Source organism: Ensifer sp. ENS07 (assembly GCF_014852185.1).
In the GTDB taxonomy this organism is placed as follows: domain Bacteria; phylum Pseudomonadota; class Alphaproteobacteria; order Rhizobiales; family Rhizobiaceae; genus Ensifer; species Ensifer adhaerens.
Genome location: NZ_JACVBE010000012.1, coordinates 48603 through 68729, shown reverse-complemented (window position 1 = coordinate 68729; position 20127 = coordinate 48603). Strand labels below are relative to the sequence as shown.

Here is a 20127-nt window from a genome sequence, read left to right as displayed (position 1 = left end):
CTCAATAAAGTCCGTTGCTGTTGGTAAGAAGCTTCGCCCGCTGTTCGGGCGTAAGGTCCGCATCGGCCGTGGCCGATGTGCTCGCCGTCTCGAAGCCGTCGATGACCGGGCAGCCGCCGGCGCAAGGGGCAGTGCCCGGCTTGAAGGATTCGAGAATGGCACCCGGCGTGCCCGCCGGGACCGGCTGGCCGCTCTTCCGGTCGATCGCCTCGACCATCATGCCTGTTGGCGCGTGGAAATCGGCCGCGGCCCGCCCCGCAAGAGCCACCTTCATGAAATCGATGAAAATGGGTGCGGCGAGGCCGCCGCCGGTTTCGCCGTAGCCCATGGGCTTCGGCGTGTCGTAGCCGAGGAAGACACCGGTGACGATATCGGGCGTGTAGCCGACGAACCAGACGTCCTTCTCGTCATTGGTGGTGCCGGTCTTGCCGGCGATCGGCACGCCGAGCGAGCCGACATTTCGAGCGGTGCCACGTTCGACAACGCCGCGCAGCATCGAAGTGACCTGATAGGCTGTCATCGGATCGAGCACGTAGTCGCGGTCGTCCACGGGCATGGGCTCTTCCTGGCCGGTCCAGTCGGAGGCGTTGCAAGCGTCGCACTTGCGCTGGTCGTGGCGAAAGATCGTGCGGCCGTAACGATCCTGGACGCGATCGACCATCGAAGGCGTGACGGCCCTGCCGCCATTGGCGATGACCGCATAGGCCGAGACCAGCCTGAGCAGCGTCGTTTCGCCGGCGCCGAGCGACATCGGCAGGTAAGGCTTCAGCTCGTCATAGATGCCGAAACGCTTGCCGTAGTCGGCGACCAGATCCATGCCGAGATGGCGGGCAAGGCGCACGGTCATCAGGTTGCGGCTGTTTTCGAGCCCGACGCGCAGCGTCGAGGGACCGCTGAAGCGACCGTCGTAGTTCTTCGGTTTCCACATTCGCCCGGCGCCGTCGGCAAGGGCGATCGGCGCATCCATCACCAGCGTCGTCGGCGCATAGCCGTTGTCGAGGGCCGCGGCATAGACGAAGGGCTTGAACGACGAGCCCGGCTGGCGATAGGCCTGGGTTGCGCGGTTGAATTCCGACTGGGCATAGGAAAAACCACCGGCGACCGCCAGCACCCGGCCGGTGTTCGGATCCATGGAAACGAGCGCGCCCTGCACGAGCGGCGGCTGCCGGAGCAAGTAGCCGTCGCCCGCCTTTTCCACATAGACGACGTCGCCGGGCGCCAGAGCCCCGTCGGGTCCCGCGGCGCAGCCCCGCTTTGCCTTGGCCGAGCGGCAGAGCGCCCAGGCCATGCCCGCCCGGCCAAGGCGGATCGTCTCGTTGGTGCCAAGAGCACCGCTTCGTTCCGCGACCGTCGGCCTTAGCCCGATCTCTGCTCCATCCTTGTCGGTCGCCAGCACCACGCCGAGCCGCCATTCCGACACGTCGGCGAGCGGCTGGAGCCTGGCAAGCGCCGGCGCCCAGTTTCCGGTCGAAGGGAGCCTGGCGACGGGGCCGCGGTAGCCCTTTGCCTGGTCATAGGCGACGAGGCCTTTGCGCAACGCCGTCATGGCGGCGACCTGCAATCGCGGATCGAGCGTCGTGCGCACGGAGAAGCCGGCCGTATAAAGGGCAGCATCGCCGTATCGGGCGTTGAGCTGGCGGCGGACGTCCTCGGTGAAATAGTCGGAACTGGCGACCGCGGGCGATTGTTGGCGTTGCCTGACGCCGAGCGAGGAAGCGGATGCCTTTGCGGCGGCGGCGGTGTCGATGACGCCGTTCTGCCGCATCTGGTCGATCACCCAGTTGCGGCGGCCGGTTGCCCGCTCCGCCTGGCGGTCCGGGTCGTAATTGTTGGGCGCCTTCGGCAGGGCTGCGAGGAAGGCTGCCTCCGCGACCGAGAGCTCGCTGACCGGCTTGTCGAAATAGGTGAGCGCTGCCTGCGCCACGCCATAGGCACCGCGCCCGAGATAGATGTCGTTGAGATAGAGTTCGAGGATGCGGTCCTTGGAATAGGTCTGGTCGATCCGCAGCGAAAGGATCGCCTCGCGCAGCTTGCGCTCCACAGTCCGGTCCGACGTCAGCAGGAAATTCTTGGCGATCTGCTGCGTGATCGTCGAGCCGCCGATCATGCGGCGACCGGAGCCGTAGTTGGCGAGATTGGCAAAGAGCGCCGTGCCGATGCTCGCAACGTCGATGCCGGGATGGGTGTAGAAGTTCTTGTCCTCGGCGGAGAGGAACGCCTGGCGCACGCGTGCGGGGATGGTGGCGATGGGCAGGAACAGCCGGCGTTCCCGCGCGAGCTCCGCGACCATCGTGCCGTCGGCGGCATAGAGGCGGCTGGTCACCGCCGGCTCCCAGTTGGCGAGCGTGCGGTGATCGGGCAGGTGTCGCGTCAGGGCTGCGACGAGCGAGGCGGCGGCCAGCGCGACGACGACAGTAAGATTGAGGCATGTGCCGAGCAGATTTACGAGGAGCTTCATAACGGGCAGAGCGGACCTTCATGGCAGCAGGCAGCGTCGCCGACACAGGTGTTCGTGTGGCGGGCAGCGCATGCGGAGCGGAGTATTGGGATGCGCCTACGTCCGCGGACGTTGGCTCGGTGACGGTGCCTGCGCCGCTAGGGCCAGATGAAACGGCGCATGGATCAGGTCTCCGAAAGCGGTGCGGCTGACCGCGCCTTTCCTGAGTTGGCGACTTCCGGGCAACGGCACGCACCGCCGATAAAGTTCACCGTAGAGGGATTGTGCTTACGCAACAAACCACGTTTATTTGCGAGACCCATTAGGTGAGTTAGGGCATTCATGGTCAGGCCATATCTTCCGCTCAATGCGCTGCGCGCTTTCGAAGCCTCAGCGCGGCATCTGAGCTTTACGCGCGCGGCAATCGAGCTCTGCGTTACGCAAGCCGCGGTCAGCCATCAGGTCAAGCTTCTCGAAAACCGCCTGAACGTGACCCTGTTCAAGCGGCTGCCGCGCGGACTGATGATCACGGCGGAGGGCGAGGCGTTGCTGCCGGTTCTGCGCGATAGCTTCGACCGGATGGCGGACATGCTCGACCGCTTCGAGGCGGGGCATATTCGCGAAGTGCTGATGATCGGCGCCGTCGGCACGTTTGCGGTCGGTTGGCTGCTGCCGCGGCTCGCGGATTTCCAGGCGAAATATCCCTTTGTCGACGTTCGCCTCTCCACCAACAACAACCGCGTCGACATGGCGGCCGAGGGGCTGGATTTCGCTATCCGCTTCGGCGGCGGCTCCTGGCACAATATCGAGGCGACGCGGCTCTTCGAGGCGCCGCTATCCGTGCTTTGCATCCCCGAGATCGCCGAGCGGCTGAAGACGCCGGCCGATCTGCTCGACGAAACGCTGCTCCGGTCCTATCGGGCCGACGAGTGGGTGACCTGGTTCGATGCAGCCGGCATCGCCTATCCGGCGCCCCTGCTCAAGGGCATCGTCTTCGATAGTTCGCTGGCGATGATGGAGGCAGCGGCCCAGGGGATCGGCGTGGCGCTGGCGCCACCACTGATGTTCTCGCGGCTGCTGTCGAACGGCACGATGCGCCAGCCCTTCGACGTTCACACCTCGATGGGAAGCTACTGGCTGACGCGGCTGAAATCGCGTCCCGTCACGCCGGCGATGACCGCCTTCCACGATTGGCTCGCTGCGGCGGCCGAGCAGGAGGCAGCGGCCTTGCCGGCCACGCCCGACGTTATCGCAGGCTGAACGTCCGCCACAGGGCCGTGCAGCGCAAGCTGCGCCTCAACCGGGTCCCGCGGCGGCGCGTCTTGATAACCAAATAATTCTAATGCCTGCCACCAATTCTAATGATGGCCACGACCCACGGCTTTTATCCGTTCACTCGGACGATTTTGCCGTCGAGCACTCGTACACCGTGCGCCCGCTTTGGGCATCGACGCCGGCGAGGCTCACCTCATAGCCCCAGAGATGGCGGATATGGCGCATCGTCGCGTCGCGGCTGCCCTCGTCGAGTAGGATACCGTGCTTGACATTGTGCTGTAGCCGCAATTGCCGGTCACCGAGCAGATCGACGTCCATCACCTGGATGTCCGGCTGGTTGGCAGCAACGTCGTAGCTGTTGGCGAGCGCCGAACGGACCGCGGAATAGCCGCGCTCGTTGTGGATCGAGGCAACTTCGACGAAACGATCCGACGAGCGATCGGAGAGCTGGAACAGCCGGAACTTGCGCATCACCGCCGGGCTCAGATACTGCAGGATGAAGGACTCGTCGCGATGGTTCGCCCAGGCGTCACGCAGCGTTTCCATCCAGTCGCCGTTGCCGGCGAAAGACGGGAACCAGTCGCGGTCTTCCTCCGTCGGTTCGGTGGCAATCCGCTGGATATCCTGCATCATCGCAAAGCCGAGCGCGTAGGGGTTGATGCCCGGGTAGCGCCGGTCGTTGAAATCCGGCTGGAACACGACGTTGGAATGGCTCTGCAACAGTTCCAGCATGTGACCTTCGCCAATCCTGCCCTGGTCGTAGAGGCGGTTGATGATGGTGTAATGCACGAAGGTGGCGCAGCCCTCATTCATGACCTTCGTCTGGCGCTGCGGTGAAAAATATTGCGCGATGACACGCACGATCCTGAGCAGCTCGCGCTGCCAGGGCTCCAGGATCAGGCTGTGTTTTTCGAGGAAATAGAGCAGGTTTTCCTCCGGCAGGTTGAGCACCTTCTTGCGCTCCGAAGCGTCGCGCTCGGCCTCGGCCGGATCACGGCTCTCGGCGACCTGCGGCAGGGTCCGCCAGAGGTCGCTATAGGTTTGCTCCTCATATTCCAGCCGCTCGCGCGCCCTTTCGCGCACCTTTTCAGAGGAGAGGCGTGGCGGGCGGCGGTAGCGGAAGACGCCCTGGTCCATCAGCGCATGGGCGGAATCGAGAATGGCTTCAACGGCGGCAGTGCCGTGCCGCTCCTCGCATTTGGTCACGTATTTCTTGGCGAAATCCATATAGCTCAGGATCGCGCCGGCATCGGTCCACTGGCGAAAGAGATAGTTGTTCTTGAAGAAGTGGTTATGGCCGAAAGCGGCATGCGCGGTCACCAGCGCCTGCATCGCCATGGTGTTTTCTTCCATGAGATAGGTGATGCAGGGATTGGAATTGATCACCAGCTCATAGGCAAGACCGCGGTGGCCCTTACGGTAGTGATGCTCCTCATAGGCAAAGCGCTTGCCGAAGGACCAGTGCTGGTACATGAGCGGCATGCCGACCGAGGAATAGGCGTCGAGCATCTGTTCGGAGGTGATGATCTCCAACTGGTTCGGGTAGACGCTGAGGCCCATTTCTTCGAGCGCGACCTGCTCGATCGCGTCGTAAGCACGCGACAGCGTCGCAAAATTCCAGTCGGACCCCTGGAACAGGAGACCTGAGGTCGTGCGTCGTGCCATCCGGTCTCCCCCTCACTTCCGGGTGCGTGCGGCCGGCTGCCGGGCAAAAAGCCTGCGGAAGACCGGGTAGATGTCGGCGGGCTTGGCGATCCGGGTCATCTGGAAATTCGACTTCTCGCCGTCCACCGTGCGATAGGCGCGCCAGAGCGCGGTGCCGTTGTCTGTCGAGCCGAAGATTTCCGTCTCGCGCTCGTCGATGATCTCGACATAGGCATAGTACTGGCAGAGCTTCGTGAGTTTTTCCCGCAGCAGTGCCGCACAATGTTCGCTGTCGCCGATGATGTTGTCGCCGTCGGAGGCCTGGGCCGCATAGATGTTCCAGATCTGCGAGGGGTAGCGGTCCTCGACGATCCTGATCATCTCTTCGAGCGCGGTCGATACGATCGTGCCGCCGCTCTGGGTGCTGTAGAAGAAGGTCTCCTCGTCGACTTCGCGCGCCTCGTCCGTATGGCGGATGAAGACGATGTCGATGCGTTCGTAGCGCCGTTTCAAAAACAGGTGCAGAAGCACGAAGAAGCGTTTGGCGAGGTCCTTCTCGCGCTCGCCCATCGAGGCCGAGACGTCCATCAGGCAGAACATCACGGCGTTGGCGTTCGGCAGCGGCTGCTGCTCAAAGCGGTTGAAGCGGATGTCGACCGGATCGACGTAAGGGATGCGCCGCCGCTTCTTCTCGATCCTTTCCAGCTCGACCCGCAGTTCCTTGAGCCTCTGTCGGCTCTTCGCCGTCGGCTCCGGTTCCACTTCCAGTTGCGCGATCTCGTCGGTGACCGCGGTCAGTTCCTTCTCCTTCGGCCGGTGCAGCGCCAGGCGCCGGCCAAAACTGTTGCGCATCGTGCGCCCGACATTGATGTTCGTCGGCGTTCCCGCCGTGGCGAAGCCGGCGCGGCGGGGCTTGAAGGTGACCGTTTCCTTGAGGCTGAGCTTGACCATGTCGGGGAGCTCCAGATCCTCGAAAAAGAGGTCCAGTACTTCCTCGCGCGACAGGATGAACTGGAAATCATCGTCGCTTTCGCCGGTTCCGGGCTTGCCCTTGCCGCCGCCGCCACCGCCGCCCGCTTCCGGTTTCGGCAGGCGGTCGCCTGCCGAAAACTCCTTGTTGCCGGGCAGCACGTAGTTGCGTTCGCCGGAGCCGCGGGACGGCTGGAACGTGGGCTCGCTGGCGCCATCAGTCGGCATCGGCACGCCATGCGCGGCGTCGACGTCGATGATCCTGTCCGACTTGACCTGATCCTTGATGACCCGCTTGAGCTCTTCGCGGGCCCGCTTCAGAAAGCGTTGTCGATTGCCGAGGCTCTTATCCTTCGGATTGAGCCGCCGGTCGATGAAATTCGGCATATACCAATCCCCTGCTTCGGCATCGTCAGCCCGCCTTGTTGACCCGCATATACCAATCGACCAGCCGCCGGACCTGACGCTCCGTATAGCCGCGTTCCGTCATGCGTTGGACGAACTCGGCGTGTTGCTTCTCGGATGCGCTGTCCTTCTTCGAGCCGAAGCTGATGACCGGAAGCAGGTCTTCGACCTGGCCGAACATGCGCTTCTCGATCACGTCGCGAAGCTTTTCGTAGCTCGTCCAGGAGGGGTTGCGCCCATGGTTCTTGGCGCGGGCGCGCAGGGTGAACTTGACGACCTCGTTGCGGAAGTCCTTGGGATTGGCGATGCCGGCCGGCTTTTCGATCTGCGACAGTTCGCTGTCGAGGATCTCCCGGTTGAGGATTTGTCCGGTATCCGGGTCCTTGAAGTCCTGATCTTCGAGCCAGGCGTCGGCATAGGCGATGTAACGGTCGAACAGGTTCTGGCCGTATTCGCTGTAGGATTCGAGATAGGCCTTCTGGATTTCGTGGCCGATGAATTCGGCATAGCGCGATGCCAGCTCGGACTTGATGAAGTCGAGGTAGCTCGCTTCCGTCTCCTTCGGGAACTGTTCGCGGCGGATCGCCTGTTCCAGAATGTACATGAGGTGCACGGGATCGGCCGCGACCTCCTTGGTGTCGTAGTTGAAGGTTTCCGACAGAACCTTGAAGGCAAAGCGGGTGCTGATGCCAGTCATACCCTCGTCGACGCCGGCCGCGTCGCGATATTCCTGAACGGACTTCGCCTTGGGATCGGTGTCCTTCAGGTTTTCGCCGTCATAGACCCGCATCTTGGTGTAGAGCGGCGAGTTCTCGTGACGGGCAAGGCGGGTGGAGACGGTGAAGCGGCTGAGGCTTTCCAGCACTTCCGGCGCGCAGGGGCTCTTGGTCAGTTCGCTTTCGCGCAGCAGCTTCTCGTAGATCTGCCGCTCTTCGGTGACGCGCAGGCAGTAAGGCACCTTCACCACGAGGATGCGGTCGAGGAAGGCCTCGTTGTTCTTGTTGTTCTTGAACTGCAGCCATTCGGACTCGTTCGAGTGCGCAACAACGATGCCCTGATAGGGGAAGCCCCCGAAGCTTTCGGTGCCGTTGTAGTTGCCTTCCTGGGTTGCGGTCAAAAGCGGATGCAGCACCTTGATCGGCGCCTTGAACATCTCGACGAATTCGAGCAAGCCTTGCGTCGTGCGGTTGAGGCCGCCGCTATAGGAATAGGCATCGGGATCGGCCTGGCTGTAGTTTTCGAGCTGGCGGATGTCGACCTTGCCGACCAGCGAGGAAACGTCCTGATTGTTCTCGTCTCCGGGCTCGGTCTTGGCGATAGCCACCTGGCGCAGGCGCGACGGCATCAGCTTGACGACGCTGAATTTGGAGATGTCACCATCGACTTCGTCGAGGCGCTTCGTCGCCCAGGGTGAGATCAAGCCGGTCAGCCGGCGTCGGCCGATGCCGTATTTGTCTTCGAGCAGGTCGGCCATGCGGTCGGGATGGAAGAGGCCAAGCGGTGATTCAAAGACGGGACTGACCTTGCCGCCGACCGCCAGCGTGTAGATCGGCTGAAGTTCCATCAATTTTTTCAGCCGCTCGGCGAGCGACGACTTGCCGCCGCCGACCGGGCCGAGCAGGTAGAGGATCTGCTTGCGCTCCTCCAGCCCCTGCGCGGCATAGCGGAAGTAGCCGACGATGCGCTCGATCGTATCTTCCATGCCGTAGAAGTCGGCGAAGGATGGATAGATCTTGACGGTCCGGTTTGAGAAGATGCGGCCGAGACGTTCGTCCGCGCTGGTATCGATGAGGGTTGGATTACCTATGGCTGTAACCATCCGCTCCTGTGCGGTGGCATACATGCTTTTGTCGTCGCGACATGCCAGAAGGTATTCCTGAAGACTGATTTCTTCTTGCGCTGCACTTGTATAGATCTCCGAGAAGAGATCAAAGACGTCGCATTCGCTCTTTTGCATCATGCTCTCCCGCGGCCGCTGGCTGAGACGGGGATCGCTGCTTATCGGCTCGCTCATTCGAATAAACGGCGTCCCATGCGCAATGTTCCTTCAGAGTACTCGCTTTCTCGTGATTCTCGAAGGGGTTGTTTCAATGAATGAAAAATCGTGACTGTGGCATCACGAAAACCTGATCGAAGCGGTGGTTATAAGGCGTTGAACGCAGGGCGTGCGCGATTGGCGCCGCATGCGCCCAGGCGTTTTCTGTGCGAGCGCCATGTTCGGTTGCGTCAGCCGCCGCCGGGTGCGCCGAGGTGGTGGAAAAGAAGGGCCAGAACCGCGTCTCGCATGGTCGCTGTCTCGACATGGCCGATGCCCGGCGCTGCAACCAAAGATAAGTCGTCTTCGACGGCGGCCGCCCGATAGGCAGCCTGCGTCTCGTCACAGGTGCGCTCCACCGCTTGAGGCGGCGTCAGGGAATCATCGAGCCCCACGCAGATCAGTTGGGGTCGGGAGGCGACGAGCTCGGCGCCTCGACAGCGCCGCCACGCGGCGACGCCGGAGAGAAGGAACGAGCCTTTAGGCGAGCCAGGCTGGCAGGCGCACCGAAACGCGGCCGGTGAGCGCCGCCTCGACGCAGTCGGCGAGGTTGCTGAAGCGCACGGCGCGGCCGGAAAGACCGGGACCGTAATGGGCGTATTTACCGGAATTGGTCATCAGCGCCCGGGTCTTGGTCGGAAAGACCGGTTCGGAGATCGAGCACCAGCAAATATCCGGCAGGACCTGGATGCCGCTCTCTTCAAGGCGGGCAAGCAGACCTTCGTCCCGTGCTGCGGCTATCGCGTCTCGCCCGGCGGTGACGATCACGGCGACGTTGCTATCGCGCTTGCGGCCGTCGAAGGCTGTGGCCAGCGCGCGGCACTCCTCGAGCGACGCATGCGGGCTGCCGATGGCGACAAGCTCGACCTCCGCCGGACCGTCGTTCAGGAGCGACCAGGCCGCGGCCATGTCGGCGCGCGTGATCGTCGTGTGGTCGGCATCCTTGGCGGCGGCACCTTCCGCTTCCGGGGTCACGCCCTCCACATGCAGCATCGGGGATGCGGACGTGGTGCCGAAGGCGGCGCAAAGCGCCTTGAGGTCGTCGCGCGAGGGCTTTGCCGATGCAAGACCACGCAAAAGCGGGATGCGGTCGGGTGCTGCCTTGCCGGCGAGATAACCGATCAGCGGCCAGAAGGCATCGTCGATATTCTCAGGCAGTTCCACGTCGATGACGCGCGTCGCCTTGCGCGGCGCGTCGAGATAGACGCCCGAGAGCGGTGCACGACCGGTGAGCGCAATGCAGAGATCGAGAAAGTCGGGGTGTTTGGCCGTGCGCGCGCCGAGCACCGTGTTGGCGAATATGACGGCGTTCGATTCCGCCCAGGCGATGGCTTCGCCGGATTTCGGCGCGCTGTCGAGCAGATAGGGCGAGCAGGTGAAGGTCGGGCGGCAGCCCATGCGCACATAGGCGTCGGCAAGCCTTGCTGCCGGATCGCCGAAGCTCTCCGGCACGCCCTGCGCCTGCCAGTTGGCACGGTCGACCGAGATCGCGTTCATGGTCGTCGGTACGCGAACCTTGGCCCCCATGTCCGCCATCTTCTCGGCGAAGGTGAGGTTTGCCGGGCTCGCATAGATGCAGCCGTCGATATGGCCCTGGACCACGTCGATGAGCTTTTCCGCACCCTGCTGCGCCGCCATCGCCGCGATGATGCGCATCGCCTGTTGCACGGCGATGCCGTCACGACCGTCGAGCATGGCGCGATCGTCGTCGGTGAGATCAAGCGCCGTCATTGCCGGCGGAGCGACCGGAATTGTCAGGCCATCGGCTTCGATTGCCGTATCGCTGATGCGCGCGGTCTTTGCTTGCGCCAGCGCCTTGAAGGCGTCGCGCGAAAGCCGAAGCACCGGCAGGGATTTTCCGAACATTTCGGCCGCGATCAGCGCGCCGAGCGTCAGCACGTCTTCCGCTTCCGAGAAGACCAGGGCCGCCGGCGCACGGCCGGTCAGCGCCATGTCGAGCAGCACGCCCGAACCGGTGCAGGAGCCGCGGCTCGACGGCATCATCAGGATGCCGTCGGTCAGACAGAGGCCGTGCAGCGGATGGTGCACGTCGATCACCCGACCCGTTGCCGGATCGACCCCGCCCCAGAAGCTCAGCGCCTCCTCCGTGGCGATGATGGGGCCATCGGCGGAGCCGGAAAGAATGCTGCGGGCGGAGATCGATTGGGTCATTTTACGACAAATCCATGAGCAAAGGGGTCGCGGTCATCGATGAAGATAGTGTTGATGCCGGTCATGCGGGCCCAGCCGGCAATCGACGGGATGATGGCGTCGCGGTCGGCGACCTTGGTCGCCGCCTCGACACGGCCCTTGAACAGCGAACCGATGATCGATTCATGCACGAACTCGTCACCGACCTTGAGCTTGCCCTTGGCGGCAAGCTGGGCCATGCGCGCCGACGTGCCGGTGCCGCAGGGCGAGCGGTCGATCGCCTTTTCGCCGTAAAAGACGGCGTTGCGCGCATGCGCTTCTGCCTGTGTTGGCTTGCCGGTCCACTGGATGTGGCTGAGGCCCTTGATTTCCGGGTGCTCCGGATGCACGAACTCGTATTTGGCGTTGAGCGCCGCGCGGAGCTTCGGGCTCCAGCCGACAAGTTCTCCGGCCGTATGGTCGGCCATGTCGCGAAAATTCTTCTGCGGTTCGACGATGGCGTAGAAGTTGCCGCCATAGGCGACGTCGACGACGATCTCGCCAAGACCCTCGACTTCAGCCGTCAGCCCCTCGGCGTAGAGGAAGCCCGGAACGTTGGTGAGGCGCACTTCCTCGACGAAGCGGCCTTCCTGGCGATAGGTGATGTCGACCTTGCCGGCCGGCGCGTCGATTGAAAGCTTGCCCGGTTCGCGCGGCGTGATCAGGCCGTTTTCGATCGCCATGGTGATGGTGCCGATCGTGCCGTGGCCGCACATTGGCAGGCAGCCCGACGTTTCGATGAAGAGCACGGCGACATCGCAGTCGGCCCGGGTCGGCGGATAGAGGATAGAGCCCGACATCATGTCGTGGCCGCGCGGCTCGAACATCAGGCCAGTGCGGATCCAGTCGAACTCGCGCAGGAAATGGGCCCGCTTCTCCAGCATGTTGGCGCCTTCGAGTCGTGGCCCGCCGCCGGAAACGAGGCGGACCGGATTGCCGCAGGTGTGGCCGTCGATGCAGGAGAAGGTGTGGTTGGCCATGGTCTAAACTCTGTCAGAAACGTTGGGGCGAGAAGCAACTGATATCGATCGCCGGCCGCCGGCCGGTGAGCAGGTCGGCAACGAGCCGTGCGGTGCCGGCCGATTGCGTGAGACCGAGATGGCCGTGGCCGAAGGCGTAGACGACGCGGCCGGTGGCGCGGGCGCGGCCGATCGCCGGAAGGCTGTCGGGCAGCGACGGGCGGAAGCCCATCCATTGCACGCCGCCCTCGCTCTTGAAGCCCGGCAGGAAGGCTTGCGCCTTCTTCAGCATGGCTTCCGAGCGGCGGAAGTTCGGCGGCAGCTTCAGCCCGCCGAGTTCGACGGCGCCGCCGACGCGGATACCGGTCGAAAGCCTGGTGACGACGAAGCCGTGTCCGCCGAAGGTGATCTGGGTGCGCAGATCGAAGGCATCCTGCGGCAGCGTGGTGTTGTAGCCGCGCTCGGTTTCGAGCGGGATACGCTCGCCGAGCGTACGGGCGACCTGGTGCGAGAACGCGCCGGCTGAAAGCACGACCTGTTCTGCCCGCCGCGTCTTGCCGTCGGCCGTCAGTTCGACGCCACCTTCGATCGGCTTCAGTGCCGTAACTTCGGCACGCTCGATCACACCTCCCTTGGCGCGGAAATGGTCTGCCAGCGCCAGCGTGTAGAGCTTGGGATCGGCGATGGAATACCAGCCGGGGGTAAAGGTGCCATGGGTGAAGCGCGATGCGAGACCAGGCTGGATCTCGGCCATCTCGGCCGCGCCCATGTGCCGGAACTCGATGCCGTGTTCGGCTCGCGCGGTCCAGCCGGGAAGAGAGGCCTTCAGCTCGGCTTCGCTTTCATAGACCTGCAGATTGCCTTCCTTGCGCAGCATCGGCAGGGTGCCGGTCTCGGCGAGGAAAGGTTCGAGCTCGGCCTTGGAGAGGTCCATCATCGCCGTCTGGGCGGTCGTCGAATGGGCCACGCGGCTTGCCGAGCAGGCGCGCCAGAAGCGGAACATCCACGGCGCGATCTGTGCCGCATAGGCCGGTGGCACGCTCAAGGGCCCAAGCGGGTCGAGCAGCCACTTCGGCGCCTTCTTCAGGATGCCGGGTGACGCGAGCGGCAGGATGTCGGTGAAGGCGAAGGCCCCGGCGTTGCCCGCCGAGGCACCTGCTGCCGGGCCTTCCCGGTCGAGCACGGTGACGGAAAGTCCCCGTGCCTGGGCGGCGATCGCCGCAGAAAGGCCGACAACGCCGGCGCCGATGACGATGACGTCAGGCTGAACTGCATCCTTCATGATCGGCTCAGTGCGTCGCTGCGAGGAACTTTTGGAGTTCCGGATCCTTCGGCGCGCCGAAGAGCGCTTCCGGTGCGGCGATTTCCGCCATCACGCCCTTGTGGAAGAAGGCGACGCGGTCGGAAACTTCGCGGGCAAACTTCATTTCATGGGTGACGCAGATCATCGTCATGCCCTCGGAGGCCAGCATGCGCAGCGTGTCGAGCACTTCGCCGACGAGCTGCGGATCGAGCGCCGAGGTCACTTCGTCAAACAGCATGTATTCCGGCGACATTGCGAGTGCGCGGGCGATCGCCATGCGCTGCTGCTGGCCCCCCGACATGCGGGTTGGATAGACGCCGAGCTTCTCGCCGAGGCCGACGTGCGTGAGCTGCTTGACGGCGTTCTCCTCGGCCTTTTCCTTGGAGAGGCCGAGCACCTTGCGCGGCGCCAGCATGACGTTTTCAAGCACGGTCAGGTGCGGGAAAGCATTGAACTGCTGGAAGACGATGCCGAGCTTGCTGCGCAGCTTGTTGAGGTTTGTTGATTTCGCGTGGACCTCGGTGCCGTCGACGAGGATGCGGCCGGCATCGATCGGCTCGAGACCGTTGATGCAGGTCAGCAGCGTCGACTTGCCGGAACCGGAGCCGCCAATGATGGTCAGCACCTCGCCCTTGTTGACGGTGAGGTCGATGCCTTTGAGAACCTCCAGCGAGCCGAAGGATTTGCGAACGTTCTGGATCTCAATCATTGGACCACCGTTCTTCAAGGTAACCGCCGAGCCGGGCGATCGGGAAGCTGATAAGGAAGTAGATGGCGCCGCAGATCAGAAGGATCAGCAGCGGTTCCTGCAGGCGGGTGACGAGCACCTGCGAGGCGCGCAAGAGTTCGATCAGGCCGAGCCAGAGGACGAGTGCGGAGTCCTTCATGACGCCGAGCGTCAGGCCGATCCAGGACGGCAGCGAAACGCGGGTCGCAAGCGGCGCCACGATGTAGCGCATGTCCTGCCACCAGGTCATGCCGAGCGAGCGGGCGGCGCGGCGCGTCGTCGGTGGCACGGAAGAGATGCCGCCACGAACGATCTCGGTGCAATAGGCGGCGGTATAGAGCGACAGCACCACGCAGGAGGTCGTGAACGGTGCCCAGCCGAGCTTGGCGATCGCCTGGAAGGCATTGGCAAGAACCAGCTGGATCAGCAGCGGCACCGAACGGAAGATGTCGAGCACGAAGGTGAGCGGGGCGGCCCAATAGGGGCCGACCTGGTTGCGCACGACGCCGAAGATGATGCCGAGCACGGTGCCGGCGGTAACCGAGACGGCGGTGACCGCGAGCGTCATCAAGGCGCCCTGCAGCAGGAAGCCGAGATCAGCGAGGGTGAGGGCGGTATTGAACATCTCTCACCTCTCCTTAGTAGCGGAACATGCGCGCGGCGAGCAGGCGCGCGCCCAGCGTCACGGCCTTGGCGATCAGGTAGTAGATGACCGCCGCGATCGCGAAGAATTCGAAGGTGCGGAACGAACGGGCGTTCAGTTCCTGGGTGATGCCGGCAAGGTCGGTGTTCATGCCGACGGTAACGCCAAGCGAGGTCATCAGGATCGCCCAGACCATCTGGTTGGTGACGGGCAGGAAGGCGATGCGCAGCATCTGCGGCAGCACGATGTAGCGGAAGGCCTGCACCGGGGTCATGCCGAGCGAGCGGCCGGCCCGCGCCTGGGTATCGGGAATGGCCTTGAGGGCGCCGCGGAAGTTTTCCGCGAGATAACCGGCATTGTTGAAGGCGATCCCCGCGAGCAGCGCCGTATAGGGGCTCAGGTGGATACCGAAATTGCCGAGGCCGAAATGGGCCATGTAGATCTGGAACAGCGCCGGCGTGTTGCGGGCGATCTCGACCCAGGCGGTTGCAAAACCACCGAGGATGCGATTGCCCGACAGGCGGCAAGCCGTCAGCGCGAGCGCCAGTGCCAGGCCGATGACCATCGAGAGCAGAGCCACCTGCAGGGTGACCAGCGCTCCGTCGAGCATCTGTGGCAGGGCTTTCAGCGCCTGGTTCCAATGAAAGGTATAGCTGAACATGTTTCGTCTCACCTCTTCGGAAACGAATAGCGGCGCGAAGCTAAACTTCGCGCCGCCAGATAAACGGCATATTAGCGGTAAACGCCCTTAGCCGTAAGGTCCGGAAGTTCGCCGCCGACCCACTTTTCGTAAAGTTCAGCGTAGCGGCCGGTGCGGACCTGCTGGTTGATGAAGAGGTTGAGGAAGTTGATGAAGCCGTATTCTTCGCGGTTGGTGAAGAGCGCGACGTAGTCGGTGTCGAACGGAGCCTTGCCGACGACGGAGATGCCGGCGAACTTGCCGCCCTTCACGTTGGCCTGGGCGACGGTCGAGGTCGAAACCGTAGCGTCGATCTGGCCCTGGCTGAGCGCGAGGAAGACGTCTGCCTGGGTCTGGTACGGACGGAACTCACCGGCGCCCCATTCCTTGACCTGCTTTTCGAGAGCGATCGCTTCGAACGTGCCGGCGGTAGCGCCGACAACCTTGCCCTTCATGTCTTCGAAGGACTTGACGCCCGACTTCTCGTTGGCAGTGACAGCCATTTCGAAGGCGAAGTAGGGGATCGTCATGCCGACGGTCTTGGCGCGCTCAAGCGTGTCCGAGGTCGAGGCAACGCCGACGTCGACGCGGCCCGACATCAGAGCGGGAATGCGCTCCGGGAACGGGGTCTCGACGATTTCGGCGGTGACGCCGAGTGCCTTGGCAAGGTCGTTGCAGTAGTCGACGTCGAAACCGATCGGGTTGTTGTTCTCGTCGCGAGAACCCATCGGCGGGAAGTCGAGCACGACTGCGCAACGCAGCGTACCCGAGCCGATGACGTCATCCAGCTTGTCGGCATGGGCCTGGCTGGTCAGAGCAGCGGCCGCAACGAGGCCGAGCGCGAGCACCGAAGTCTTCATTTTCTCTCTCCCTGAAATGAGTGCCGTTTGACGGCTGAGGCACTATTCCGTTTTAGACAGCACAAATCAATAGAAAAATACAATTAGTATACAAAAAGTATAAGTTCGTAACGCAGAACGCGCGCAGGCATCCCATTTGTTTCGTCAAATGGGATGCCTGCGCAGCGATCTGTCGTGTCTTGCAGCTGCGGGCGGCAGGCGCCCGCAGCGGCGAGTGCCTTAGCCCTGGAAGTCCTCGGGCAGCAGGCCTTCCGGCATGTTCTGGTAGGCGACCGGGCGCAGGAAACGGCGGATCGACAGGGTACCGACGCTGGTTGCGCCGAAGTTGGTCGAGGCCGGATAGGGTCCGCCATGCACCATCGAATCCACCACCTCGACGCCGGTCGGGAAGCCGTTGACGAGCACCCGGCCTGCCTTGCGCTCAAGGATCGGGCGCAGACGACGGGCGGTCTCGAGATCGGTCGCATCCATGTGGATGGTGGTGGTCAGCTGTCCCTCGAAGCCGCGGGCAAGCTGTTCCATTTCAGAGGTCGAACCGACGCGAACGACGAGGCCGAGCGGACCGAACACCTCTTCGCCGAGCGCATGGTCGGCCAGGAACTGGTCGCCGGTCGTTTCGAACAGGTTCGGCGAGACCGAGCGGCCGGACGATTCGGTCGTCAGCAGCGGCTTCACCGTGTTGCGGCTTTCAAAGCGCGCCTGGCCGTCGTGATAGGCCTTGGCAATGCCGTCCGTCAGCATCGTCTGCGGCGCGACCTTGCCGAGCGCTTCGACGGCGGCCGTGGTGAAGCGATCAGCGTCAGCACCTTCGACAACAACGGCGATGCCGGGGTTGGTGCAGAACTGGCCGGCACCCATGGTCAGCGAACCGGCCCAGCCCTGGCCGAGTGTCTCGGCGCGTGCCTTCAGTGCTTCCGGCAGCAGGAACATCGGGTTGACCGAGCCGAGCTCGCCGAAGAACGGGATCGGCTCCGGACGTGCGGCGCAGAGATTGAAGAGCGCGCGGCCACCGGCGAGCGAACCGGTGAAGCCGACGGCCTTGATCAGCGGATGCTGGACAAGCGCTTCGCCGACCTGGCGGTTGCCGCCCTGGATCAGCGAGAAGACGCCCGGGTGAACGCCGGTCTTGCGGATCGCGGCCTCGACGGCCTGCGCAACGATCTCACCGGTGCCCGGATGGGCCGAGTGGCCCTTGACGACCACGGGGCAGCCGGCAGCAAGGGCGGCAGCCGTGTCGCCGCCGGCGGTCGAGAAGGCCAGCGGGAAGTTCGAGGCGCCGAAGACGGCGACCGGGCCGATCGGGCGCTGGATAAGGCGGATTTCCGGGCGCGGCGCCGGCTGACGCTCGGGCAGGGCCGCATCGAAACGGCGGTCGAGATATTCACCCTTTTCGATGTGGTCGGCAAAGAGACGGAGCTGGCCGGTGGTGCGGCCGCGTTCGCCCTGCAGGCGCGCTTCCGGCAGGCCGGTTTCCTGGGTGCCAATTTCGGTGATCGCTTCGGCGCGTGCCTCGATCTCGTCGGCGATGGCGCGCAGGAAGGCGGCGCGCTCGGTCCGGGTCGAATAGCCATAGCTCAGGAAGGCTTCTTCGGCGGCGTCAGCCGCGCGGTTGACCAGTTCCACGGTGCCTGTGGCGAACTGATGGACCGGACCGTGGGCGGGTGCCGATGCGAAGGTGCCCGCGCCGTCGAGCCATTCGCCGGCGACAAGGTGTTTTCCTTTGGGGGTGAAGGCCATCTGCCGATCCTTTCGTTCGATCCCGGATTGCCTTTTCTGGCAGAGGGGATCATGGCTGAATTGCACTTGTCGGATCTTTGTATACTATATGTATGCAGAACATCAATCGCCTGACTGGCCCTTCCGGATCAGGCGCAGCATTTGAGAGGGAGAGAGATGAGCGAAACCAACACCCTGACGATCGCAGCACTTTTCGAGCGCGTCGAGGCGATCTTCCTGAAGGCGGGGCTCAACGCCATTCAGGCCGGTGCACTGGCCCGCGTGATCGTCGCCGGCGAGCGGGATGCCTGCAAGTCGCATGGCATCTACCGCATCGAAGGAGCGCTTCGCACCGTCAAGGCGGGCAAGGTGAAGCCGGATGCAACACCGGAGCTCGAAGCGGGCGAAGGTTCCGCTATCGTCAAGGTCAACGCCAAGGGCGGTTTTGCCAATCCCGCCTTCGAGCTCGGCCTGCCGCTTCTCGCCGAACGCGCTCGCTCGCTGGGCATCGCCGCGCTCGTCATCAATGATTGCACCCATTTTTCGGCGCTCTGGCCTGAGGTCGAAGGCCTGACCGGCGAGGGACTTGCCGGCCTCGTGATGTGCCCGAGCTATGCGACCGTTGCGCCGACCGGCGGCAACAAACCGCTGCTCGGCACCAACCCCTTCGCCTTCGGCTGGCCGCGCGAAAACAAGCCGCCTTACGTCTTCGACTTCGCCACCTCGGTTGCCGCCCGCGGTGAGATCGAACTGCACCGCCGTGCCGGCAAGCCCTTGCCGGAGGGCTGGGCGATCGATGCCGAAGGCAATCCGACGACCGATCCGGAAGCAGCGCTTGCCGGCGCCATGCTGCCCTTCGGCGGCCACAAGGGTTCGGCGATCGGCACCATGGTCGAGCTTCTTGCCGGCATCATGATCGGCGACCTGACGAGCCCGGAAGTGCTCGACTATCTCGGCACCACGACGCTTGCACCGTTCCACGGCGAACTGATCGTCGCCTTCTCGCCGGAGAAATTTGCAGCCGGACGCCCGGGCAATCCCTTCGCCCGTGCGGAAGTGCTGTTCGAGGCGATCGTCGGCCAGGGCGCCCGCCTGCCGTCGCAGCGTCGCTTCGTGGCGCGCGCCAAGTCGGAAGCCGAAGGTGTCGTTCTCAACACGGCTGAAATCGAGCAGCTCGAGCGGCTGCTTGCTCTTGGACTGGACGCCGTCGCGTAAGCGACGGCTAACCTTTTCGTCGGTCATCGACCCGTCGAGACTGCCAAACGAAAAAGGCCCTCCAACCGGAGGGCCTTTTCTATTTGAGTGCCGATCGAGCGATCAGGCCTTGTACTTCTGCACCGCGCCCGGGAGCTTGCTCCACTCGGCGTACCAGCTGTTGAACAGCTTGAACTGGGCTTCGACATAGCCGCGCTGGCTGTCGGAGAGAACGTCGCTCTCGTTGAAGTGCAGCGTGTATTCCTTGTCGCCCTTCAGCACCATCATATGCTTGAAGTAGAGAACGAGGTCCGGACCTTCGTCGAAGGACGAGAGAACGGCGAGCGCCTGTTCCAGTTCCAGTGCGCGCAGACGTGCGTCGACGTCGCCTTCGGCGGCGGCACGCGACAGGTTGCACATGTGGATGACTTCCTTCGGCAGAACGCAGCCGATGCCGGTGATCGCGCCGGTTGCGCCGCAGTTGACGAAGCCGTGGAAAACGGCCGTGTCGACACCGATCATCAGCGAGACGCCATCGTCACGGCTGGTGATGTTCTCGGCCGCATAGCGCATGTCGGCAGCGCCGCCGAATTCCTTGAAGCCGACGAGGTTCGGATGTTCGGCGCGCAGCGCGAAGAACAGGTCGGCGCGGGTGGCGAAGCCGTAGTACGGGCTGTTGTAGATGACAGCCGGCAGGCTCGGGGCGGCCGAGAGAATGGCCTTGAAGTGGTTCTTCTGGGCAGCGACAACCGAGCCGCGCGAAAGCACGCGCGGGATGACCATCAGGCCCTGGGCGCCGACCTTCTCGGCATGTGCCGCGTGAGCGACGGCCGAAGCAGTGTTGACGGCGCCGGTGCCGACGATAACCGGAATGCCGGCCTTGACGAGGCGCTCGACGCCTTCCATGCGCTGTTCGTCGGTCAGGAGCGGCCAGTCACCCATCGAGCCGCAGTAGACGACGGCGGACATGCCTTGAGCGATCAGCTCCTTGCCCTTGCGCACCAGCGCGTCGAAATCGGGGGTGCGGTCTTCCTTGCAGGGGGTCATCAGCGCCGGGATGACGCCGGTGAAAATCTGAGCCTTCATCTGAA

Annotated in this window: 16 protein-coding genes; 2 read left to right on the top strand and 14 right to left on the bottom strand. The window is 63.8% G+C overall.

Annotation, left to right across the window (positions count from 1 at the left end; genetic code table 11):
- Nucleotide 1: 1 nt before the first annotated feature.
- Entirely contained in the window at nt 2-2458 is a 2457-nt protein-coding gene (locus IB277_RS28015) for a penicillin-binding protein 1A (RefSeq protein WP_192372181.1), read from the bottom strand.
- Nucleotides 2459-2779: 321 nt separating this feature from the next.
- On the opposite strand from IB277_RS28015, the gene IB277_RS28010 reads away from it, so the two are divergent.
- Nucleotides 2780-3697 (top strand): LysR family transcriptional regulator, encoded by a 918-nt coding sequence (locus tag IB277_RS28010; protein WP_051659435.1) that lies wholly within the window; start codon nt 2780-2782, stop codon nt 3695-3697.
- Between the two features lie 132 nt (nt 3698-3829).
- Here IB277_RS28010 and IB277_RS28005 read toward each other — a convergent pair whose 3' ends face one another.
- The 12 genes from IB277_RS28005 to IB277_RS27950 all read right to left on the bottom strand — a co-directional run bounded on the left by IB277_RS28005 (nt 3830) and on the right by IB277_RS27950 (nt 17863).
- Nucleotides 3830-5377: a SpoVR family protein gene (locus tag IB277_RS28005; RefSeq protein ID WP_034798401.1), complete on the bottom strand. Its 1548-nt coding sequence runs from the start codon at nt 5375-5377 to the stop codon at nt 3830-3832.
- 12 nt (nt 5378-5389) lie between these two features.
- Nucleotides 5390-6712: a YeaH/YhbH family protein gene (locus IB277_RS28000; RefSeq protein ID WP_060584813.1), complete on the bottom strand. Its 1323-nt coding sequence runs from the start codon at nt 6710-6712 to the stop codon at nt 5390-5392.
- Between the two features lie 25 nt (nt 6713-6737).
- Complete coding sequence (locus IB277_RS27995) at nt 6738-8687, bottom strand: PrkA family serine protein kinase (RefSeq protein ID WP_034798403.1); 1950 nt, start codon at nt 8685-8687, stop codon at nt 6738-6740.
- 269 nt (nt 8688-8956) lie between these two features.
- Nucleotides 8957-9160, bottom strand: a complete 204-nt coding sequence (locus tag IB277_RS27990; protein ID WP_192372179.1) for a hypothetical protein — start codon at nt 9158-9160, stop codon at nt 8957-8959.
- A gap of 85 nt (nt 9161-9245) precedes the next feature.
- Nucleotides 9246-10937 carry an aconitase X gene (locus IB277_RS27985; protein ID WP_060529346.1) on the bottom strand — a complete coding sequence of 564 codons (1692 nt, stop codon included), beginning with the start codon at nt 10935-10937 and terminating at the stop codon, nt 9246-9248.
- On the bottom strand, nt 10934-11935 hold the full coding sequence (locus tag IB277_RS27980; RefSeq protein WP_060521880.1) for a 4-hydroxyproline epimerase: 1002 nt from the start codon (nt 11933-11935) through the stop codon (nt 10934-10936). Before IB277_RS27980 ends, IB277_RS27985 begins: the two co-directional genes overlap by 4 nt.
- A 13-nt stretch (nt 11936-11948) precedes the next feature.
- Entirely contained in the window at nt 11949-13196 is a 1248-nt protein-coding gene (locus IB277_RS27975) for an FAD-binding oxidoreductase (protein ID WP_060584815.1), read from the bottom strand.
- 7 nt (nt 13197-13203) lie between these two features.
- Nucleotides 13204-13926: an amino acid ABC transporter ATP-binding protein gene (locus IB277_RS27970; RefSeq protein WP_034798411.1), complete on the bottom strand. Its 723-nt coding sequence runs from the start codon at nt 13924-13926 to the stop codon at nt 13204-13206.
- Entirely contained in the window at nt 13919-14569 is a 651-nt protein-coding gene (locus tag IB277_RS27965; RefSeq protein WP_192372177.1) for an amino acid ABC transporter permease, read from the bottom strand. The genes IB277_RS27970 and IB277_RS27965 overlap by 8 nt, the downstream gene beginning before the upstream one ends.
- A 13-nt stretch (nt 14570-14582) precedes the next feature.
- Complete coding sequence (locus tag IB277_RS27960; RefSeq protein ID WP_060529349.1) at nt 14583-15248, bottom strand: amino acid ABC transporter permease; 666 nt, start codon at nt 15246-15248, stop codon at nt 14583-14585.
- A gap of 71 nt (nt 15249-15319) precedes the next feature.
- Nucleotides 15320-16126: a transporter substrate-binding domain-containing protein gene (locus tag IB277_RS27955; RefSeq protein ID WP_034798420.1), complete on the bottom strand. Its 807-nt coding sequence runs from the start codon at nt 16124-16126 to the stop codon at nt 15320-15322.
- Nucleotides 16127-16345: 219 nt separating this feature from the next.
- A complete protein-coding gene (locus IB277_RS27950) occupies nt 16346-17863 on the bottom strand; it encodes an aldehyde dehydrogenase (NADP(+)) (RefSeq protein WP_060529350.1) in 1518 nt (505 codons plus the stop codon).
- A 156-nt stretch (nt 17864-18019) separates the two neighbouring features.
- Here IB277_RS27950 and IB277_RS27945 point away from each other — a divergent pair, with 156 nt between their 5' ends.
- Nucleotides 18020-19057, top strand: coding sequence for an Ldh family oxidoreductase (locus IB277_RS27945; RefSeq protein WP_060584817.1), 1038 nt, complete (start codon nt 18020-18022; stop codon nt 19055-19057).
- A 102-nt stretch (nt 19058-19159) separates the two neighbouring features.
- Here the strand turns inward: IB277_RS27945 and IB277_RS27940 are convergent, their stop codons facing one another.
- A complete protein-coding gene (locus IB277_RS27940; RefSeq protein WP_034798428.1) occupies nt 19160-20122 on the bottom strand; it encodes a dihydrodipicolinate synthase family protein in 963 nt (320 codons plus the stop codon).
- Nucleotides 20123-20127: the final 5 nt, after the last annotated feature.

Excerpts from the sequence above, each read along its gene's own strand:
- IB277_RS27950 (WP_060529350.1), bottom strand. The coding sequence starts at position 17,863 with ATGGCCTTCACCCCCAAAGGAAAACACCTTGTCGCCGGCGAATGGCTC.
- IB277_RS27980 (WP_060521880.1), bottom strand. The coding sequence starts at position 11,935 with ATGGCCAACCACACCTTCTCCTGCATCGACGGCCACACCTGCGGCAAT.
- IB277_RS27970 (WP_034798411.1), bottom strand. The coding sequence starts at position 13,926 with ATGATTGAGATCCAGAACGTTCGCAAATCCTTCGGCTCGCTGGAGGTT.
- IB277_RS28000 (WP_060584813.1), bottom strand. The coding sequence starts at position 6,712 with ATGCCGAATTTCATCGACCGGCGGCTCAATCCGAAGGATAAGAGCCTC.
- IB277_RS27960 (WP_060529349.1), bottom strand. The coding sequence starts at position 15,248 with ATGTTCAGCTATACCTTTCATTGGAACCAGGCGCTGAAAGCCCTGCCA.
- IB277_RS27995 (WP_034798403.1), bottom strand. The coding sequence starts at position 8,687 with ATGCAAAAGAGCGAATGCGACGTCTTTGATCTCTTCTCGGAGATCTAT.
- IB277_RS28015 (WP_192372181.1), bottom strand. The coding sequence starts at position 2,458 with ATGAAGCTCCTCGTAAATCTGCTCGGCACATGCCTCAATCTTACTGTC.
- IB277_RS27965 (WP_192372177.1), bottom strand. The coding sequence starts at position 14,569 with ATGTTCAATACCGCCCTCACCCTCGCTGATCTCGGCTTCCTGCTGCAG.
- IB277_RS28010 (WP_051659435.1), top strand. The coding sequence starts at position 2,780 with ATGGTCAGGCCATATCTTCCGCTCAATGCGCTGCGCGCTTTCGAAGCC.
- IB277_RS27975 (WP_060584815.1), bottom strand. The coding sequence starts at position 13,196 with ATGAAGGATGCAGTTCAGCCTGACGTCATCGTCATCGGCGCCGGCGTT.
- IB277_RS27945 (WP_060584817.1), top strand. The coding sequence starts at position 18,020 with ATGAGCGAAACCAACACCCTGACGATCGCAGCACTTTTCGAGCGCGTC.
- IB277_RS27985 (WP_060529346.1), bottom strand. The coding sequence starts at position 10,937 with ATGACCCAATCGATCTCCGCCCGCAGCATTCTTTCCGGCTCCGCCGAT.
- IB277_RS28005 (WP_034798401.1), bottom strand. The coding sequence starts at position 5,377 with ATGGCACGACGCACGACCTCAGGTCTCCTGTTCCAGGGGTCCGACTGG.
- IB277_RS27955 (WP_034798420.1), bottom strand. The coding sequence starts at position 16,126 with ATGAAGACTTCGGTGCTCGCGCTCGGCCTCGTTGCGGCCGCTGCTCTG.
- IB277_RS27940 (WP_034798428.1), bottom strand. The coding sequence starts at position 20,122 with ATGAAGGCTCAGATTTTCACCGGCGTCATCCCGGCGCTGATGACCCCC.